General features: G+C 62.8%; 19 protein-coding genes, 1 other RNA gene and 1 pseudogene. 13 read left to right on the top strand and 8 right to left on the bottom strand.

Translation table 11 applies throughout. The annotated features are described in order from the left end of the window. The first annotated feature begins 158 nt into the window (after window positions 1–158). Window positions 159–1,124 carry a YafY family protein gene (locus RQH86_RS14240; protein ID WP_104617524.1) on the top strand — a complete coding sequence of 322 codons (966 nt, stop codon included), beginning with the start codon at window positions 159–161 and terminating at the stop codon, window positions 1,122–1,124. 101 nt (window positions 1,125–1,225) lie between these two features. On the opposite strand, the gene RQH86_RS14245 is transcribed toward RQH86_RS14240, so the two are convergent. The 4 genes from RQH86_RS14245 to RQH86_RS14260 all read right to left on the bottom strand — a co-directional run bounded on the left by RQH86_RS14245 (window position 1,226) and on the right by RQH86_RS14260 (window position 3,829). After that, on the bottom strand, window positions 1,226–1,639 hold the full coding sequence (locus tag RQH86_RS14245) for an SMI1/KNR4 family protein (protein WP_115527000.1): 414 nt from the start codon (window positions 1,637–1,639) through the stop codon (window positions 1,226–1,228). Between the two features lie 110 nt (window positions 1,640–1,749). Continuing rightward, the gene (locus tag RQH86_RS14250) at window positions 1,750–2,259 is read right to left on the bottom strand and encodes a hypothetical protein (protein WP_311239666.1); all 510 of its coding nucleotides are present in this window, start codon (window positions 2,257–2,259) and stop codon (window positions 1,750–1,752) included. Between the two features lie 209 nt (window positions 2,260–2,468). Beyond that, a complete protein-coding gene (locus tag RQH86_RS14255) occupies window positions 2,469–3,110 on the bottom strand; it encodes a hypothetical protein (protein ID WP_311239665.1) in 642 nt (213 codons plus the stop codon). 149 nt (window positions 3,111–3,259) lie between these two features. Further along, window positions 3,260–3,829, bottom strand: coding sequence for a lipocalin family protein (locus RQH86_RS14260; RefSeq protein ID WP_104617564.1), 570 nt, complete (start codon window positions 3,827–3,829; stop codon window positions 3,260–3,262). A gap of 362 nt (window positions 3,830–4,191) precedes the next feature. On the opposite strand from RQH86_RS14260, the gene RQH86_RS14265 reads away from it, so the two are divergent. From RQH86_RS14265 to RQH86_RS14280, 4 genes and pseudogenes are all read left to right on the top strand, one after another. After that, window positions 4,192–4,503, top strand: a complete 312-nt coding sequence (locus RQH86_RS14265; protein WP_311239664.1) for a hypothetical protein — start codon at window positions 4,192–4,194, stop codon at window positions 4,501–4,503. Between the two features lie 69 nt (window positions 4,504–4,572). Then, a complete protein-coding gene (locus RQH86_RS14270; RefSeq protein WP_115527003.1) occupies window positions 4,573–6,666 on the top strand; it encodes a prolyl oligopeptidase family serine peptidase in 2,094 nt (697 codons plus the stop codon). A gap of 130 nt (window positions 6,667–6,796) precedes the next feature. Further along, window positions 6,797–7,264 (top strand): hypothetical protein, encoded by a 468-nt coding sequence (locus RQH86_RS14275; protein WP_311239681.1) that lies wholly within the window; start codon window positions 6,797–6,799, stop codon window positions 7,262–7,264. A 136-nt stretch (window positions 7,265–7,400) separates the two neighbouring features. Continuing rightward, window positions 7,401–7,676 (top strand): annotated as a pseudogene (locus tag RQH86_RS14280) (AAA family ATPase); the annotation flags it as partial. A gap of 304 nt (window positions 7,677–7,980) precedes the next feature. On the opposite strand, the gene RQH86_RS14285 reads toward RQH86_RS14280, so the two are convergent. Further along, window positions 7,981–9,165 carry a pyridoxal phosphate-dependent aminotransferase gene (locus RQH86_RS14285; protein WP_311239663.1) on the bottom strand — a complete coding sequence of 395 codons (1,185 nt, stop codon included), beginning with the start codon at window positions 9,163–9,165 and terminating at the stop codon, window positions 7,981–7,983. A gap of 109 nt (window positions 9,166–9,274) precedes the next feature. On the opposite strand from RQH86_RS14285, the gene RQH86_RS14290 reads away from it, so the two are divergent. The 8 genes from RQH86_RS14290 (at window position 9,275) to hslU (ending at window position 17,887) form a co-directional block, all read left to right on the top strand. Beyond that, a complete protein-coding gene (locus tag RQH86_RS14290) occupies window positions 9,275–11,386 on the top strand; it encodes a S9 family peptidase (protein ID WP_311239662.1) in 2,112 nt (703 codons plus the stop codon). A 414-nt stretch (window positions 11,387–11,800) separates the two neighbouring features. After that, entirely contained in the window at window positions 11,801–12,199 is a 399-nt protein-coding gene (locus RQH86_RS14295) for a YbaN family protein (protein WP_055850555.1), read from the top strand. A 39-nt stretch (window positions 12,200–12,238) separates the two neighbouring features. After that, on the top strand, window positions 12,239–12,490 hold the full coding sequence (locus tag RQH86_RS14300) for a lipoprotein (protein ID WP_115512632.1): 252 nt from the start codon (window positions 12,239–12,241) through the stop codon (window positions 12,488–12,490). Beyond that, a complete protein-coding gene (gene dapF, locus RQH86_RS14305; RefSeq protein ID WP_311239661.1) occupies window positions 12,480–13,331 on the top strand; it encodes a diaminopimelate epimerase in 852 nt (283 codons plus the stop codon). The genes RQH86_RS14300 and dapF overlap by 11 nt, the downstream gene beginning before the upstream one ends. Next, the gene (locus RQH86_RS14310; protein ID WP_161961578.1) at window positions 13,331–14,002 is read left to right on the top strand and encodes a DUF484 family protein; all 672 of its coding nucleotides are present in this window, start codon (window positions 13,331–13,333) and stop codon (window positions 14,000–14,002) included. The genes dapF and RQH86_RS14310 overlap by 1 nt, the downstream gene beginning before the upstream one ends. 75 nt (window positions 14,003–14,077) lie before the next feature. Beyond that, window positions 14,078–14,980, top strand: coding sequence for a tyrosine recombinase XerC (gene xerC, locus RQH86_RS14315; RefSeq protein ID WP_311239660.1), 903 nt, complete (start codon window positions 14,078–14,080; stop codon window positions 14,978–14,980). A gap of 877 nt (window positions 14,981–15,857) precedes the next feature. Next, on the top strand, window positions 15,858–16,409 hold the full coding sequence (hslV, locus tag RQH86_RS14320) for an ATP-dependent protease subunit HslV (protein WP_005997221.1): 552 nt from the start codon (window positions 15,858–15,860) through the stop codon (window positions 16,407–16,409). Between the two features lie 110 nt (window positions 16,410–16,519). Beyond that, window positions 16,520–17,887: an ATP-dependent protease ATPase subunit HslU gene (gene hslU / locus RQH86_RS14325; protein WP_115512627.1), complete on the top strand. Its 1,368-nt coding sequence runs from the start codon at window positions 16,520–16,522 to the stop codon at window positions 17,885–17,887. 228 nt (window positions 17,888–18,115) lie between these two features. On the opposite strand, the gene RQH86_RS14330 is transcribed toward hslU, so the two are convergent. The 3 genes from RQH86_RS14330 to RQH86_RS14340 form a co-directional block, all read right to left on the bottom strand. Next, window positions 18,116–18,571: a nucleoside deaminase gene (locus RQH86_RS14330; protein ID WP_008571705.1), complete on the bottom strand. Its 456-nt coding sequence runs from the start codon at window positions 18,569–18,571 to the stop codon at window positions 18,116–18,118. Further along, entirely contained in the window at window positions 18,568–19,068 is a 501-nt protein-coding gene (locus tag RQH86_RS14335; protein WP_311239659.1) for a GNAT family N-acetyltransferase, read from the bottom strand. The genes RQH86_RS14330 and RQH86_RS14335 overlap by 4 nt, the downstream gene beginning before the upstream one ends. A gap of 150 nt (window positions 19,069–19,218) precedes the next feature. Continuing rightward, a non-coding RNA gene (locus RQH86_RS14340) (sX9 sRNA) lies at window positions 19,219–19,293 on the bottom strand. Between the last annotated feature and the right edge of the window lie 73 nt (window positions 19,294–19,366).

The following is a 19,366-nucleotide window of genomic DNA, read 5'->3' on the forward strand; positions in this document are numbered from 1 at the left end:
GTAGTGTGCTGTCGCGTCCGGTCGCGGGCACCGCGCAGGCCTGGCGCGCGGCGTCTTCGCAACCAGCGCAACCCGACCAACGCGGAAGGGACTTGTTCTGCACGGGAGTGCATAGCGACGCTCACCCCGCGGCACGAAGAACCGGACATAATCGGGGCATGGACCGCTATGAACGCATCAACTCCCTGCATCGCCTGCTCAAGTCAGCGCGCTACCCGGTCACGGTGGCGCGGCTGCAGGATGAGCTGAGCTGCTCCCGCGCCACCGTGTATCGCGACCTGGCGTTTCTGCGCGACGCGCTGATGGCGCCGGTGGAAGGCGACGGCGAATCGGGCTTTCGCTATCTGTCCGGCGAAAGCGATCGCTTCGAGCTGCCCGGCCTGTGGCTGAGTTCGGAAGAACTGCATGCCCTGCTGGCGTCCCAACAATTGCTCGCGCGTACCGGCGGCGGGGTGTTGTCCTCGATGCTGGCGCCGTTGCAGCAGCGCATCGAAGGGCTGCTGGCGGCGCAGGCCGGCGTTTCGCAATGGCCGGTGGACCGGGTGCGGGTGATCCCGCATCGCGGCCGCAAGCTGGACGAAGCCAGCTTCCGCACCGTGGCCTCCGGTGTGCTGGAGCGCAAGCAACTGAGCTTCGATTACCGCGCGCGTTCTACCGACGAATCGACCAAGCGCACTGTGTCCCCGCAGCGCATCACCCACTACCGCGACAACTGGTACCTGGATGCCTGGGACCATGGCCGCGATGGCGTGCGCAGCTTTGCGGTGGACCGCATCAACCATGCGCGCCTGCTCGATACCGCCCCGCGCGATGTGCCCGACAGCGAGCTGGATGAGCAACTGGCCGCCAGCTACGGCATCTTTTCGGGCGCGCCCAAGGGCTGGGCGACCATCGTGTTCAGCGCCAAGGCCGCGCGCTGGGTAGCCGACGAACACTGGCACTCCAAGCAGCAGGGCCGCTTTCTGCCCGACGGCCGCTACGAGCTCAAATTGCCATACAGCAATTCGCGCGAGCTACTGATGGACGTGCTGCACTACGGCTCGGACGCGGAAATCGTCGAACCCGTCTCTCTGCGCGAGCAGACCAAGGCACTGCTGTCTCTGGCGCTGAGCAATTACGACTGAGCTTGGTAGACCGTTGGGTCGTTGTGCGTGTGGATGCGGTCCATCACGCCTAACGCCTGAATTAAGCCGACCCGCGAAGCGGCGTCGGCTTGAATGAATTGTTAGAGCCCGCCCAGCCAAGACTCCAGTTTTGGGAACACCACCGAAAACGCACCCTCCCAATCGTCCTCCGGCCCGTACCCATTGGGGTCAAATTGAACGACGGGATTGCCGTGTGTAGCCAAGTCTATGCAGTAGTAGATGGCGCAGCCAACGTGGAGGATGGGAAGCAGGTGCTTGGGCCAAGCCCATCCTGGATCTTCTGGGTCTGACTGACTGAAGATGCGGTAGAGGCTCAGCGCAGTGTCACCTTGATCCGTGACGTGCCCAGATCCCAGACCGAGCAGCCCATAGTCTGATCCGAAGCCTCCATTGCCACGTTCGGCATATAGCTCAACGAGCTCAAGTGGCAACGGATAACCAATCGTTGCCTCAAGCTCAGCGATCTCTTGTTGTGCGGGTGCAGGATGCTTCACTTAGACGCTAACGTTGACGCAAGGTGCGGCCGGAGCCGCGAGGCGGGGTAGGGAATCTACAAGCGCAGCTTGCAAAATGGCCCTCTCGACCGAGTTATTCGCCACGGTGACTACCAAAACCGCCACCATGGCTTTGAACTTGCGTTGGAGTGGTTTGAAGCCTCTTCACTAATGGGGTTGCCATCTTCCCCATAAAACTCGCCTTCATCACCCTGAACTTTGGCAGAAAGTTGCGTGGCGATGAGGCTCATTTTTCTAAGAATCTCTTCATCCGGGTTCTTTGCTATGACGTTGCCGCGGTTATGCCAAAGCCAAGCCATATTCCCTTGTTGCCCGTGTTTGGAGTATCCGACCCACACAGACATGCTTGGATCTTCCATTCTCAGAACAGCCCCTTCGCCAACTGTTGCTTCAGCGTGACCATCCAGGCGCATTCCTGAGTCAGACCGAACAAACTCAAGCCATTCCTCAAAGGCAATATCAGGCCCCTCGTCGAACCAGTTTTCTTTGCGGGTAATGTGGACCTCGTATCCCATGGCTTCGTAGTGGCTAACGCTGGAAAAAAGCCGCGTGCCGCAGGCGCGTCGGCTTGATTGACTGGTTAGGCCGAGACGGCCCAACGAAGATAGCCAGCAGGCTGATTGTCTTGTGCTGCGTCCGATGCAGAGCTTGCCACGTCGACCGTCCGATGAGGAGACCTGCCAAGTGTCAGCTGGCGGATTGGTTGGTGCAAGCGGCGGCGTCGTGCCGAAGAAGAAGCCACACGCCTAACGTTTGACATGAGAAGCTCGCTCCGGCTTGCTGGGGCGGGTCTTCTCGATGGAGGGGGTTAGGCATCTGCGGGGCGCGGCGGGAGCGACTTGTTGAGTAGCTCCATGTGCGGTAGCGCCTGCGCAAGGAGCTCAGTCCACTTCTTGTGGGCTTCAAACGCAGACTTGAAGTCGGGTGGATGAGTATCTGAGACTAGCGAGAAGAAAGAGCCACCAGCCATCGTGGCTACCTTCGTGCCGGGCGGAAGCTTAGACGCCCGCGCGCTCATGTCTTCTGAAACAACAGATTGAATTGCGGCGCCGCAGCGGTCCTTGAGTGCTTTTGTAGTGCGTAGCACCTCCGCGTAAACCTTGGTACAGAAGTCGTCTACTTCGGTGGGCGTAGGAATCTTGCCTTTGTGAATCACGGCATTGCGAAACTCAACTATCTTCTTGCTCGGCGAGTAGGCTGTGCCAAGTACAAGACGATGCATCGTGAGAAAGGCACCCAGCTGACGTTCAGACTGGCGAGACATCTCTGAAAATACCGCTTCTATGTCTGATGCTGGCAGCCCTTGATGGATAAGCATCGTCCGCGTGCAGAACTCAAAGAATCGCTCTAAAGCTGCAGAGAAGCTCGCGGCTGCTTCCAGCGTGAAACCTGCCGCCAGTGCGGTAGCACCAGACTCAAGCAACACCTCAAACTTGAGGCTCTGAAGCATTAGCATTGAATCGTGCCCACGAGAGCATCTGATGGGCGCTAGCCTGTCCTCGTAGTAGGGCGCAAAGATTGGCTCGAAACTGGGATGTCCGAGCTCTTGCTGGCATGACATGCAGGATGCGAAGACTCGCATGGGGGGCTTCCAGATGCCTAACGCTTATTCGGCACCTCAAACCCCAGGCGATCCACCTGTTCGCGCAGCTGCGGCACGCGCTTGATTTTGTCGGTGTAGATGGAGTAATCGTCGCGCATCTTATTGACCAGCGTGCGGTACTGCTCGCGGCTCATGTCCGGCTTGCGCGAGAAGATCCAGGCCAGATCGCGGCCCGGGTAGGAAATCAGCATCCACGAGCCATCCGGTGCGATTTCCAGGATGCGCTGCTTGGCCGGGATCACCTTGTAGAACCACACTCGCCAGTCGCGGTTGCCGCTTTCCGCATCCACCGACGCGCGCGCGCTTACTTCCTTTTCCGGTTCGCCGAAACCATCGCGATACAGATAGCGCACCGTCACCTTGCCGTCTTCGTCCAGGGTGTACTCGTCGCGGCTGGTCACGTGCCCGCGCTCGACCGGATTGGGCATGCGCGCAATCACGTACCAGGTGCCCATGATCTTTGACAGATCGATCGCCGGCTCGGCGGTGGATGTGTCCTTGGCGTGTGCCACAGGCAGGCCAAGGACGAGCAGAAAAGCGAGGGCGATCGTAACGGTCAGGCGCATCGCAACATCACAAAGGGGCAGTAGGAGCAGCACACTACCGCATGCAGGGGGCAAGTTCGCGTCAACGGTCCGGTCTGGCGTCGTCGACGGCGTCATCGGCAGGAGATCGTTGCTGGCCGGAGCGCGGCGGACGTTGGTCTGGCGCGGCCGGTGCGGCGCAAGGCGGTATTGCAGAGGGTTGAACGCCGGCGCGGCTAACTCTCAGCCCTCGCTCCCCAATCCCCAATCCCCAATCTCAAAGCACATCCCGCAGCGCCGGACCCCGCACGGCTCAACCTTTCGCCGGCCAGGTCGCAATCGGTGAGATGGACACAGGCAATTCTGCCGGCCTGTCCTGATTCCTTCTGCCACGGAGTGCCGCCATGTTGCATCGTCCTTCTTCTCGTTCCGAACGTCCCGATCTGCGGGTGCTGCGCCCAGTGCGGCAGATCGCCCTGGCTGGCCTTGCCCTGGTGCTGGTGTGGCCGGCGGCGCGTGGGCACAGCGAGTGGATCGGCTGGCTGCCGCTGTGGCTGGTGGGCATGCCGATGCTGGCCTGGTGGAGCTTGCACCGCTTCGCGCTGCCCACGCTGACCCGACCGGGCGCGCGGCCGGCCTTGCCGCGTCGGCGTGGTCCGCAGGCGCAGCGTCGGCGTGTGGCTTCGCGGACAGCGACACCGGCGCGGGCGGCCTGACCTTCGGCAGGGGAGGCCGGGCAAAGGGCTGTGGTAGGTTTTCCGGCATTGGTTTTTCCGGAAAAATACATGCCCAAGTTCGCCTCGATCTGCCTGGTTGCCGGCCTGATCACCGCTGGCGCCGTCTCTGCAGAGGAAACCGCCGTGTCCAACGACCCCCACGCCTGGCTGGAAGATGTCACCGGCGCCAAGCCGCTGGACTGGGTCAAGGCCCAGAACGCCAAGACCGAAGCGCGCCTGGCCACTACGCCGGCCTTCAAGCAGATGGAAACCAGCATCCGCGAGGTGTTGGACTCGGACGCCAAGATTCCCGGCGTGCAGAAGATCGGTGAGTTCTATTACAACTTCTGGAAGGACAAGCAGCACGAGCGCGGCCTGTGGCGGCGCACCACGCTGGACGAGTACCGCAAGGCCTCGCCCAAGTGGGAGACGGTGCTGGACCTGGATGCGCTTAACAAGGCCGAGGGCGAGAACTGGGTCTGGCACGGCGCCGACTGCCTGCGCCCGGACTACCAGCGCTGCCTGATCGCGCTGTCGCGCGGCGGCGCCGATGCCGACGTCACCCGCGAGTTCGATCTGGCCGGCAAGCAGTGGGTCAAGGATGGCTTCTTCCGTCCCGAATCCAAGGGTGGGCTGGGCTGGATCGACCAGGACACCGTCTACGTCTTCACCGATTTCGGTGCCGGCAGCATGACCAGCTCGGGCTACCCGCGCATTGCCAAGCAGTGGAAGCGCGGCACCCCGCTCAGCGCCGCTGCGGTGGTCTACGAAGGCAAGCCGACAGATATGTACATCGCGGCGATGCACGATGACACCCCCGGGTTCGAGCGCGATTTCGTCAGCCGCACGCTGGCCTTCTACAACGACGAGCTGTATCTCAAGGGCGCCGACGGCAAGCTGGTCAAGGTGGATGTGCCCAACTCGGCCAGCAAGTCGGTCAAGCGGCAGTGGCTGACGTTGGAATTGCGCGAGCCGTGGACGGTGGGTGGCAAGACCTACACGGCCGGCTCGCTGCTGGCCACGCGTTTTGACGATTTCATGGCCGGCAAGCGCAGCTTCGATGTGCTGTTCGAACCCACCGACACCACCTCGCTGGCCGGCGTGGCGTGGACCAAGTCGCACCTGGTGTTGAACGTGCTGGAAGACGTCAAGAATCGGCTCAGCGTCATCACCCCAGCGCAGGACGGCTGGAAAAAGAGTGCGTTTGTCGGTGCGCCTGCATTCGGCACGGTCGATGTCAGCGCCGTGGACAGCGACGACAGCGACGCACTGTGGCTGACCGTCACCGATTACCTGACGCCCACCACACTGGCCTGGGTCGAGGTAGGCAGCGCTCCGCAGCCGCTCAAGACCATGCCGGCGTTTTTCGATGCCGGCAAGGACAGCATCGAGCAGCACTTTGTCACCAGCAAGGACGGCACCCGCGTGCCGTATTTCCTGGTGCGCCCCAAGAACCTCAAGCTCGATGGCAGCGCGCCGACGCTGCTGTATGGCTACGGCGGGTTTGAAATCTCGATGACGCCGAACTATTCCGGCGCATTGGGCCGCGCCTGGCTGGACAAGGGTGGCGTCTACGTGGTGGCCAACATCCGCGGCGGTGGCGAATACGGCCCGCGCTGGCACCAGGCCGCGCTCAAGCAGAACCGCCACAAGGCCTACGAAGACATGGCCGCAGTGGCCAAGGATCTGGTCGCGCGCAAGATCACCTCCACCAAGCACCTGGGTGTGCAGGGCGGCAGTAACGGCGGCCTGATGACCGGCAACATGCTCACCCAGTACCCGGAGCTGTTCGGTGCGGTGGTGGTGCAGGTGCCGCTGCTGGACATGAAGCGCTATAGCCATCTGTTGGCGGGCGCCTCGTGGATGGCCGAATACGGCAACCCGGATACCGACGACTGGAAATTCATCCAGACCTTCTCGCCGTATCACCTGTTCGACCCGAAGAAGACCTACCCGCCCGTGATCTTCCTGACCTCCACGCGAGACGACCGCGTGCACCCGGGCCACGCACGCAAGATGGCAGCCAAGATGATCGAGGCGGGCAAGGACGTGACCTACTACGAGAACATCGAAGGCGGCCACGGCGGCGCGGCCAATAACGCGCAGGCAGCGCATATGTCGGCACTGGCGTATAGCTTCCTGTGGGAGCGGTTGGCCGATTGATCGGTTGGCACAGCCTGCATGATGCGCAGCGCGACACGAGGCCGCCGGCACGATGCAGCGGCCTCGTGGCGTTTGCGATCAAACGAAAGTAAACGTGGACAATGCGGAGTCGTGATCGATGTTGGGCGTGATGATGACTTTGGCGGTCGGCGCGTGCGCAGTCGAGAATGCACGCTACGTGCTGCGCGACGATGCCGACGTACAAGCCAACTTTTTGGCGGTTGGCAGCGGTCCGCACTGGCCGGCGCAGGTGGCCTTGCGGCTACATTCGTCGCGCACCGGAGGGGATGCATGGTTTTTGCCCTGGAGCGGCGGCAGCGATGACAGCCAGCACCTGGCGTCCACCACCGATGTGACCGTGCCGGGTTGGCAGCCTCCCGATCCCGATGGTGGGCCGCGCCCTTTGGGCGATGTGGGCTACATCGGCACCGATGCGACCTACCGTGTCCTGAGTGAGATTCCCCGCGCCGGCATGCCGGCGCCTGCGCACTTCCTGTTGCCCGACTTACGTGAAGCGCTGTGGTACCGAGCGGCGCCAGGCCAGCGGCAAGCGATTGCACGGCAGTTCTTCGATCTGGACAGCTGCGCTACGCAGTGAGACGGTGCGGCACGTTCGTGCCAAGTCTTCGCCGCTGCGATTGGCCGCGAGCGCTATCAGGAGGGGCGAAATGAAGCTGGACGATCTGGGGCCGCGAATCTGCATTCACGGACCGTCCAACAGCGGTAAATCGACCTTGGCGCAGGCGATTGCGCGCAAGCGCGGATGCGCATGCGTGCATCTCGATCAGCTGCATCATTTCCCAAACACTGCCTGGCTACCTCGTCCCAGGCAGGACTTCTTCGCGCTTCACGATGCGGCTATTGCCGCAGAGCAGTGGGTGATGGATGGCAATTACCTGGGGTGCCTGTCGCAGCGTTTGGCGCGTGCAACGGGCGTTGTTCTATTGGACATCCCGATGACGACCAGCCTGATGCGCTATCTTCGCCGAACCTGGTTCGAGCAGCACCGCTGCGGCGGGCTGGATGGCGCCAGGGAGCAGGTGAGGTGGGAGATGCTGCGCCACATCGCGGTTGTCGAGCGCAGAAAACGCAAAGACCTCGCGAGGGTGTTCGAGCGCAGCAGCTTGCCGAAGATCGCACTGCCGACGGTGCCGGCAATCGATCAGTTCTATCGCTTTGAAAATTTGAGCCGGCAAGGTCTGCGTCAGTGATAGCGGTTCTCAGCGTAGTGTCTTACAAGGAAGCGATTGACCGCGAGGTCGCGCTCACAACGCTTCCTGGATTGCAGTGCTCTTGGCGTCATGCAAGATGCGTCTACAGACTACGTAACCCACGCGCAATACGCTCCACCGCCTGTTCCAGCCGCGGCAGGCTTTGGGTGTAGGCGATGCGCACGTGTTGATTGGCGCGGTGGAAGCCGAAATCGATGCCGGGGGTAAAGGCGACGTGCTCTGTTTCCAGGAAATGCGCGCAGAATGCCTGCGCGTTATCCGAAAACGCGCTGATATCGGCGTAAAGATAGAACGCGCCTTGCGGTTCGACGGCGATGTCGAAGCCAAGCTGGCGTAGCGCGGGCAGCAGATAGTCGCGGCGTTGCTGGAACTCGACGCGACGCGCTTCGAAGATGGCGATGCTCTCTGGCGTGAAACATGCAAGCGCTGCGTGCTGCGCGATGGTCGAGGCGCTGATGTAGAGGTTCTGCGCGAGTTTTTCCAGCTCGGGCACCGCGTCGGGCGGGGCGATCAGCCAGCCCAGGCGCCAGCCGGTCATGCCGAAGTACTTGGAAAAACTGTTCAAGACGAACGCGCCGTCGTCGACTTCCAGCACGCTATGCGCGTCCAGGCCATAGGTCAGGCCGTGGTAGATCTCGTCCACCACCAGATGCCCGCCGCGCGCACGCAGGGTCTGCGATAACGCAGCCAGTTGCGCGCGCGACAGCACGCTGCCGGTGGGGTTGGCCGGCGACGCCACCAAGGCGCCAACGCTATCGGCGTTCCAGCACGCGTCCACCAGTGCCGGGGTCAGTTGATAGTCGGTGTCCGGCCCGACCGGCACCAGCTGTGCGGCACCTTCGACCAGGCGCAGGAAGTGCCGGTTGCATGGATACCCCGGGTCGGCCAGCAGCCAGTGTTTGCCCAGGTCCACCAGCAGGCTGCTGGCCAACAACAGCGCGCCTGAGCCGCCTGGGGTGACCAGAATCCGCTCCGGATCGACGCTGCTGCCATAGCGTTGCGCGTAAAACCCGGCAATCGCCTCGCGCAGTGCGGGCAGCCCGCGAGCGGCGGTGTAGCGGGTATGGCCGGCGGCCAATGCGGCCTGCCCGGCGGCCACGATCGGCGCGGCAGTGGTGAAATCGGGCTCGCCGATTTCCAGGTGGATCACATCGTGGCCGGCCTGTTCGAGCGCGTTGGCGCGGGCCAGCAACGACATCACATGGAACGGCGCGATGTCCTGGCTGCGGCGGCTGTAGCCCGACGCGGGCGAAAGCAAGGAGTCCATTGCGAAGATGATAGACCAGCATGACCTAGGACACATGACGCCTGGCGGCGGGCTCTTCCACACTCGGTGGCTGGGATGGCATTGCGTTCATCCAACGGACCCCAATCTGATGAAGCCTGTCCTGACCTTGTTGATCGCCAGCCTGATGACCACATCCGCTCCCTCTTTTGCCGCTCCCCCGTCGCCGCCAGACGTCGCCAAGCACCCGCATGTGGTCAAAGCGCCGTTTGGCGCCACCCGCAACGACGACTACTACTGGTTGCGCGACGACAAGCGCGAAGACAAGGCGATGCTGGCCTATCTCAACGCCGAGAACGCCTATACCGACCAGGTGATGGCGCCGCTCAAGCCGTTGGAAGACACGCTTTACACCGAGATCGTCGGGCGCATCAAGCAGGACGATGCCAGCGTGCCGTATCGCAAACGCGGCTATTGGTATTACACCCGCTTCGAAGCCGGCAAGGATTACCCGATCCAGGCGCGTCGCAAGGGCAGCATGGAGGCGCCGGAAGAAATCCTGCTGGACGTCAACCAGATGGCGCAGGACAAGGGTTACTTCAACGTGGGCGAGGCGGAGGTCAGTCAGGACAACCGCATTCTTGCCTGGGCCGACGATGCCATCGGCCGCCGTCAATACACGATCCGCTTCAAGAACCTGGACACTGGCGAGATCTATCCGGACACCGTGGAGGGCGTCTCCCCGAGCGTGGTCTGGGCCGACGACAACAAAACGGTGTTCTACATCGAAAACGACCCGGAAACGCTGCTCACCGTGCGCGTCAAAAAGCACGTCCTGGGTACTGCGTCCAAGGACGACGTGCTGGTCTACGAAGAGAAGGACGACAGCTTCTACATGGGCATGGGGCGTACCCGCGATGACAAGTACATCGTCATCGGCGTGGAAAGCACGGTGTCGTCGGAGACGCGTTATGCGCTGGCTGCCAAGCCGGACAGCTTCAAGCTGCTGGCCAAGCGCGAGCGCGACGTGGAGTACAGCGTGGAACATTTCGATGGGCGTTGGGTGATCCGCACCAATGCCGATGGCGCCGAGAACTTCAAGCTGGTGACCGCGCCCACCGATGCCACCACGCGCAAGCAGTGGACCGACTGGGTGGCGCACGACGACAACGTCTACATCGAAAACTTCGAGATGTTCGATGGATTCACTGCCATCGAAGAGCGCTCCGGTGGGCTGGAGCGCGTGCGCCTGCTCAAGCGCGATGGCAGCCACGAGTACGTCAAGGCCGACGAGCCGGCGTATTCGATGGGCTTGTCGACCAACCCCGAACCGGATACCGCGTGGCTACGCTATAGCTACACCTCGCTGACCACACCGGCCACCACCTACGAACTCAACACCCAGACCGGCGAGCGCAAGCTGCTCAAGCAGCAGCCGGTGATCGGTTACGAGGCGAGCAAGTATGTGACCGAACGTGTCTGGGTCACGGCCCGCGACGGCGTCAAGGTGCCGGTGTCGTTGGTCTACAAGAAAGGCTTCAAGAAAGACGGCACTGCCGCGTTGTTCCAGTACGCGTACGGCAGCTACGGCATGTCGATGGACCCGGCCTTCAATCTGTCGGCGATCAGCCTGATGGACCGTGGCGTGGTGTACGCAATCGCGCACATCCGCGGCGGCCAGGAACTGGGTCGCAAGTGGTACGACGACGGCAAGCTGCTGCACAAGAAAAACACCTTCAACGATTTCGTCGACGTCACCCGCGGCCTGGTTGCGCAGGGCTACGCCGCGAAAGACCGGGTGGCGGCGTCCGGCGGCAGTGCAGGTGGCTTGTTGATGGGTGCGGTGGCCAATATGGCGCCGCAGGACTATCGCGTGCTGGTGGCGCAGGTGCCATTCGTCGATGTGGTCACCACCATGCTGGACGCCAGCATTCCGTTGACCACCAATGAATACGACGAGTGGGGCAACCCGGAAACCAAGGATTACTACGACTACATGCTGTCGTATTCGCCGTACGACAACGTGCGCAAGCAGGCCTACCCGGCGATGTTCGTCGGCACCGGTCTGTGGGATTCGCAGGTGCAGTATTGGGAGCCGGCCAAGTGGGTGGCCAAGCTGCGCGATGACAACACCGGCAAGGCCCCGATCGTGTTCCGTACCAACATGGAAGCCGGGCATGGCGGCAAGTCCGGCCGTTTCCGCCGTTACCGCGAGTTGGCGGAGTCGTATGCGTTTGTGCTGGATCAGCTGGGTGTGAAGTAGCTGAGGGGCGGGGATTGGGGAGTCGGGAGTTGGGATTCGTCAAAGCGGATGGCTGAGGGTTTTGCTGGCTAGTGCAGTGCGTTGGGGTGGGGTGGTTGGTTTCCGCCTTCCGTCCTGTGCTTCTGCCTTCTGTCTTCGCTTTCCGTCTGCCGTCTTCCGCCGTTGCTTCCGCTTGGGTTCGTTGCTGTCGCTCTTGCTCCCCGGTTGTTTGAAAGCACGCTGAGCACCGCAGGCACGCTTGGCCGAACAGGCGGCCTTTTCTGGGTGCAGCGAGTTTGGCGTCGTGCCTCGCTTGGCGCGGCTCCCGGGGGAACGGTGCAGTTGTGTCACCGAAGCCTCTAAGGCACCCGCAGTGCTGCACTAGCAACGCGCTGTCCAGACCACCTCACCCCGCTCTGGTCGTATCATTTGCGCATGACGCGACCGAACCGATTTCGCTGGGCCTGGTGGTTGCTGGCGTATGCCAGCCTGGCGACCGGCATTGTCGGAATTTTTGTGCCGGGGTTGCCGACCACCGTGTTCATCCTGATCTCGGCCTGGGCGGCGTCGCGCGGCTCCGAGCGCCTGCATGGGTGGCTGCTGTCGCATCCGCGCTTCGGGCCGGCGATCGTGGAGTGGCAGACCTATCGGGCGGTCAGTCGCAAGGCCAAGTGGATGGCGACGCTGACGATGACCATCTGCGCCGGCATCATGCTGTGGTGCGTGCCGGTGTTCTGGGTGAAATGCCTGTCGATCGGCAGCATGGCGGTGGTGGCGATCTGGTTGTGGCTGCGTCCGGAGCCGCCGCCGCGCGCGCTGCAAGCGCCGCACTGAGCGCACGGCAGTCAGGGTGTTCTGGCTATACTTCGCTCCATGAGCATCATGTCCCGACCTTCCGTTCGTCTCGCACTGGTTGGTGCGACCTTTGTCCTGCTTGCCGCCTGCGGCAACAAGGGCCCGCTGGTGATGCCGCAGAAGCCGGTGCCGGTGGAAGCCCAGCCTGTACCGCAGCCGGATGCGCCGCAACCGTTGGATGAGTCCACGCCTGCGCCTGCGCCGGTGGAGACCGACACCAAGCCCGCATCCACTACCGACCAGCCCGCTAGCAGCGGCAATGAGCGCTGACGGTCGCAGCGAGCGCCTGCGTTTTACCAAAATGCATGGCGCCGGCAACGATTTCGTAGTGCTGGACCTGCGCGACGGCACGCCCCCACCGGATGCTGCACTGGCAGCACGTCTGGCCGACCGCCACTTCGGGGTCGGCTGCGATCAGATCCTGACCATCGAGTCCCCGCGCAGCGAAGGCGCCGTGGCGGCCTATGGCATCTGGAATTCCGATGGCTCGGCTGCGCGTCAATGTGGCAACGGCGCACGCTGCGTCGCCGCCTGGCTGGTGCGCGATGGAACCGCGCAGGGCGAGCGCTTCATCATCGACAGCCCGGTCACCGCACATGCGGTGGAACAGGTGGACGCAGGAACCTATTCGGTGGCCATGGGCGTGCCGCAGTTCGAGCCCACGCAGATTCCGCTGGCCGGGTTTGCGCATGCGCGCGACGAATACGCACTGCCCGTGCATGGCGAGACGGTGCGCTTTGGCGCAGTGTCGATGGGGAACCCGCATGCCGTGCTGGAGGTGGCCCGTGTCGATGCCGCCCCGGTGGAGCGTGTGGGTACCTTGCTGCAACAAAACGCCGCCTTCCCCAATTCGGTCAATGTGGGGTTTGCGCAAGTCGTGGACCCCACGCATGTGCGTTTGCGCGTAATCGAGCGCGGTGTCGGCGAAACGCTGGCCTGCGGCAGCGGTGCGTGCGCGGCTGCGGTGGTGCTGATGCAGCGCGGCCGTGTCGATCGCGACGTACGCGTGTCGTTGCCCGGCGGCGAGTTGCGGATTCGCTGGCCCGCCGATGCACAGGACGTGGTGATGTCTGGTCCTGCGGTGTTCGTCTTCGATGGAGAGTGGAACTGATGAGCGACAACACGGACAAGTTCGGTGCCCACGAGGTCGCAACGTGGTTGCGTCGCCATCCCACCTTTCTCAAGCAATTCCCCGATCTTGCGGTGAGCCTGTTGGTGCCACGCGACGACGGCCCTACCGCGTCGCTGGCGACCTATCAGCTGGAAGTGTTGCGCGACAAGAACCGCGAGTTGTCGCGGCGGCTGCACGAGCTGGGCAGCAATGCGCAGGTCAATGAACGGCTGGCGGTGCGCACCCATCAACTCACGCTGGCATTGATGCGCCAGACCACCGTTGCCGATACGCTCAAGGCGATGGCCGCCTCGTTGGCGGAAGATTTCAACGGCGAGCTGGTACGGCTGGTATTGCTCGCACCGGTCGCCGGGCTGGAAGCCGACTGGCTGCAGGTGATTGCCGCCGACGATGCGCGCCTGGCACCGTTCCGCGATTGTTTGAGCGATGGCGAGCCGATCTGCGGCCGGCTGCAGGCTGAAAAACACGCACTGCTGTATGCCGACCAGGCGGACGTTGTGCAGTCGACGGCGTTGCTGCCGTTGCCGGGGATTGGCTTGATTGCGGTCGGCAGCAGCGATGCCAACCGGTTTTATCCGGGCATGGGCACCTTGTTCCTGCGCATGATGGGCGAGTCGCTCGGCGTGGCGCTGCAGCGTTTCGCAGCGTGATGATGGCGGCAGGCCATGCAGTGCGCGGCCTGCTGTGCACCGCAGTGTGGATGCCACCGCAGCAGGACAGCTGAGATGTCGTCGGTCGAAGGCTTTCTGGCGTATCTGCAGGTCGAACGTCAGGTGTCGGCGCACACGCTGGATGCGTATCGACGCGATCTTGCCGCGCTGCTGAGCTGGGCGGCCGAGCAGAAGGACACTTCGGGTACTGCGTTGGATGTCGCACAGCTGGATAGCGCGCAGCTGCGTCAGTTTGTTGCGGCAGAACACCGGCGCGGGCTGTCGGCCAAGAGCCTGCAGCGGCGCTTGTCTGCATGCCGCAGCTACTACGCCTGGTTGCTCAAGCACGGCCGTATCGCCGCCAGCCCCGCAGCGTCGTTGCGTGCGCCCAAGGCGCCGCGCAAGCTGCCGCAGGTACTCGACGCCGATGAAGCCGTGCGCCTGGTCGAGGTGCCGACCGATGCGCCGCTGGGGTTGCGCGATCGCGCATTGCTGGAGCTGTTCTATTCGTCGGGGCTGCGCTTGAGCGAGCTCTGCGCGCTTCGCTGGCGCGATCTGGATCTGGCCAGCGGCTTGGTGATGGTGCTGGGCAAGGGCGGCAAACAGCGTCTGGTGCCAGTGGGCTCGCACGCCATTGCAGCCTTGCGCGAATGGCAGCGCGACAGTGGCGGGCGTGCGGAAACGCATGTCTTCCCCGGGCGTGCCGGCGGTGCGATTTCGCAGCGTGCGGTGCAGATCCGCATCAAGCAATTGGCGGTGCGCCAAGGCATGTTCAAGGACGTGCACCCGCACATGCTGCGGCACAGTTTTGCCAGCCATATCCTGGAATCGTCCGGCGACCTGCGTGGCGTGCAGGAATTGCTTGGTCACTCGGACATCGCCACCACGCAAATCTACACGCACCTGGATTTCCAGCATCTGGCCAAGGTCTACGACGCCGCGCATCCGCGTGCCAAGCGCAAGAAGGTTGCCGAGTGAGCGTGTGCGTGAGCGATGTAATCAGCGCGACTGCATGATTTTCTGGCTGATGTAATCGAGGTGGTGGTGCTGCTGGTCCAGCCATTGCAGCTGATGAAGCGAGTGCAGTGGAGCCCTTGCAGCTGGTAAAGCCATTGCAGCTGATAAGGTCATTGCAGTTGGTAAAGCCATTGCAGTTGGTAAGGCCATTACAGTCGGTAAGGCCACTGCAGTCGATAAAGCCAGTCCAGCGCTAAGAAGCTGGTTGCCTAGGTGGCAATTAACTCGTGGGAATGCTGCTCTAGCCCCTCTCCCCTCGGGAGAGGGGTTGGGGTGAGGGTTCCTGTGCAGATGCTGTTGGGCGTCTTGGGAAGGGTATTGGAGAGTGTCAGAGTTCGCGGGCACCCCAGTGAGCTTTCAAAAGCGGCGTGTGAGGTAACCGCGGTTAAACACGGCGACGTTTAAAAGGTGGCTAGAAACGCCGGTGCTCCGAGACATTCCTGCATGTAGAGCGTGTTGACGCTGCGGCGTGCAATCGACAGCGGCGGCCGTACCCTCACCTCAACCCCTCTCCCGACGGGAGAGGGGCTAAGGCGGGTGGTGTCCGATCACCAGGTTGTGCGGTGATCGGTGTATCCCGCTCGTATCGTGTGCGCAGTGCGCAGTGCGCACTTCGTGCTTCGTGCTTCGTGTCTTGCACCTTGCACTACGCTCCTTGCTCCTTGCTCCTCGCCCGTTTGCCCGTTTGCCCGTTTGCCCGTTCGCCCGTTCGCCCGTTCGCTCAACGGCCCAATGACCAACTCCTCTCTGCACCACTCTCATCTCTGCGTCCCATCGCCGCAGCGCGCTTGAACCCGGCAGGGGCGTCCCCACCTCTTTGGAAACCCCCGGAGGACCCATGGACCCCAGCCAGAATCCCAACATCGTTCACGCCACCACCATCATTTCGGTTCGACGTGGTGGGCATGTCGCCGTCGCGGGCGATGGCCAGGTCACGCTCGGCCACACCGTCATGAAGGGCAACGCGCGCAAGGTACGCCGGCTCGGTCGCGAGGGTCAGGTCCTGGCAGGGTTTGCCGGTGCTGCGGCCGATGCGTTTACGCTGTTCGAATTGTTCGAAGCCAAGCTAGACAAGCACGGGCAGTTGACCCGCGCCGCCGTGGAACTGGCCAAGGATTGGCGCACCGAGCGCCGCCTTGGCAAGCTCGAAGCATTGCTGGCGGTGGCGGATAAAGAGACCTCGCTGATCATCAGCGGCACCGGCGATGTGATCGAGCCGGAAGACGGCATCATCGCGATCGGGTCCGGCGGCTCCTACGCCTTGTCCGCCGCACGCGCGCTGCTGGCGCACACCGAACTGGATGCCAAGACCATCGCCACCGAGGCGATCAACATCGCTGGCGATATCTGCATCTATACCAATCGCAACGTAGTGGTCGAAGAGCTGTGAATCGGGAGTGGGGAATCGGGAACCGCAACAGCGGTTTCGTCTCCACTCTAACGACATAGGCTGCTGATTTTTGCTCCCACGATTCCTCATTCCCAATTTTCGATTCCCCAATGCCAAATCCCGATAGCTCAACCATGACTCCGCGCGAAATCGTGCAGGAGCTCGACCGTCATATCGTTGGCCAGCACGACGCCAAGCGCGCGGTTGCCATTGCGCTGCGCAACCGCTGGCGGCGCATGCAGTTGCCCGAAGAACTGCGCAACGAAGTGATGCCCAAGAACATCCTGATGATCGGCCCCACCGGCGTCGGCAAGACCGAGATCGCGCGACGTCTGGCAACCCTGGCCAATGCACCGTTCGTCAAGGTGGAAGCCACGCGCTTTACCGAAGTGGGCTACGTCGGCAAGGACGTGGAGCAGATCATTCGCGATCTGGCCGACACCTCGGTCAAGTTGTATCGCGAGCAGGCCAAGGTACGTGTGCGCAACCAGGCCGAAGAGCGTGCCGAAGATCGCATCCTGGATGCGCTGCTGCCGCGCCGCGCGGCCGGTATTGGTTTTGATCCGGAAGCCGCACGCAACGAGCCGTCGTCGCAAGATAACGAAACCCGCATCAAGTTCCGCCGCATGCTGCGCAATGGCGAGCTGGACGAGCGCGAAATTGAATTGGATGTCGCGATCAACGCCAGCATGGACATCATGACCCCGCCGGGCATGGAAGAAATGGGCCAGCAGCTGCGCCAGATGTTTTCCAATCTGGGCAGCGGCAAGTCGCAAAAGCGCAAGCTCACCATCAAGGCGGCGCGCCCGCTGTTGATCGAAGAAGAAGCCGGCAAGCTGGTTAACGAAGACGACGTGCGTGCAGCGGCGATTGAAGCCTGCGAGCAGCACGGTATCGTGTTCATCGATGAGATCGACAAGGTCGCCAAGCGCGGCGAAGCCGGCTCCAATGGCGGCGATGTGAGTCGCGAAGGCGTGCAGCGCGATCTGCTGCCGTTAGTGGAAGGTTCCAACGTGTCGACCAAGTACGGCACGGTCAAGACCGACCATATCCTGTTCATCGCTTCTGGCGCGTTTCATCTGGCAAAGCCCAGCGATCTGATTCCGGAGTTGCAGGGCCGCTTCCCGATCCGGGTGGAATTGACCGCGCTGACCAAGGCCGATTTCGTGCGCATTCTCACCGAGCCCAAGGCCGCGCTGATCAAGCAGTACGAAGCCTTGTTGCAGACCGAAGGCGTGACGCTGACCTTCGGTGCGGACGCTGTTGATCGCCTGGCCGAGATTGCGGCACAGGTCAACGAGCGGCAGGAAAATATCGGCGCGCGCCGTCTGCACACCGTGCTTGAGCGGCTGCTCGATGTGCTGAGTTACGAAGCGCCGGACCGCGACGGGCAGAGCGTGACTGTCGATGCGGCGTATGTCGATGCACAGCTCGGCGAACTGGTGCAGGATCCGGATCTGAGTCGCTACATCCTCTGATCGCAGCGCACGGCAACCTGCGCGCTGGATGGAACGCACCAAATGGAGAAGACCCGCCAGTTGGCGGGTCTTTTGTTTCTAGCAGTGCACCGAGATCAACGTACGCCTTGGCGCTGGTTGGCGCGATAACGACGGATCAACGCAGCGCCCAGGTGCGCTTCGGCATGGCAGCTGGATTGCCCACTGCCTGTCACCGCGTGCCGCCGCGCAATCGATTGACCGGTGCGCTCAGTCCTCGCCGATGTCCTCGTTCCACACATCCGGGTTGGCGGAAATATAGCCGCCCAGCAGGTCGATGCATTCCTGGCTTTGCAGGTCGATGACATTGACGCCATGCTCGCGCAGCCAGGCGATGCCACCCTGGAAGGTGACCGATTCGCCCACCACCACGGTGCCGATATTGAACTGTCGCACCAGCCCGCTGCAGTACCAGCATGGCGCCAGCGTGGTGACCATGATGGTGTCTTTGTAGCGGCGCTGACGGCCGGCCTTGCGAAAGGCATCGGTTTCGCCATGCACCGACGGGTCGTTTTCCTGCACGCGGCGGTTGTGGCCGCAGCCGAGCAGGCGCCCGTCGTTGTGATACAGCGCCGCACCAATCGGGATGCCGCCTTCGGCCAGGCCCTGGCGGGCTTCGGTGATGGCGGTGTCGAGCAATGCGCGGTAGTCGGGGGTGGTGATCATGCGGACTCCAAAGTGGCCGCGCTGGCAGGGCGCAGCATGTCGAGATGCGGGATGCCGTCTTCCAGATACGGCGCGGACGATGGCGCGAAGCCATGCGCAGCGTAGAACGGTTGCAGGTGCGCTTGCGCACCGAGTTGAATCGCGCTGCCCGGCCAGTGCGTGTGCACCAAGCGGATGCCTTCGCGCAACAGCGCATGGGCCAGCCCGGTGCCGCGATACGCGGCAGCGACCACCACACGGCCGATGCGGGGTTCGGCATAACGCAGGCCCGGCGGTAGCACGCGCAGGTAAGCCGCCAACGCAGTGGTGTGGGTGGTGCCCAGCACATGCAGCACGCCGGGATCGGTGTCCTTGCCATCCAGTTCCGGGTAGGCGCACTGCTGCTCCACCACAAACACATCCGTGCGCAGTTGCAGCAGCGCGTACAACTGCATCGTGCTCAGCTGCGTAAAGCGCAGTTGCTGCCAGTGCAAGGGATGCGTTGGTGTAGAGGGCATCGGCGCATGATAACGGCATCGCCCGCGCACGGCAGACAGAGAAGCGCTACGCGTACAAGAAGCACTCCTGGCGAATGGGGGCATCAGCGCTGAGGCACAAAAGGACCATCCTCGATGTTGTCCGCGTCTGCCGCCCAGGTCGCGTGGAGCGCCTAAAAACGTAGCGTGCAGTCGTCAGCTAGGGGTGGACGACGCACTCGGAACCGCAATGTACGAGTGGCCCATGCTGCGCGGGGCACCGGCCACGCCCGCTGGCAGGTTGCGCAGACACTCTGCTGGCCGCTTTTGGCGCGTGGCG

The sequence above is a fragment of the Xanthomonas sp. WCS2018Noco2-27 genome (genome assembly GCF_031843525.1).
GTDB lineage: Bacteria > Pseudomonadota > Gammaproteobacteria > Xanthomonadales > Xanthomonadaceae > Xanthomonas.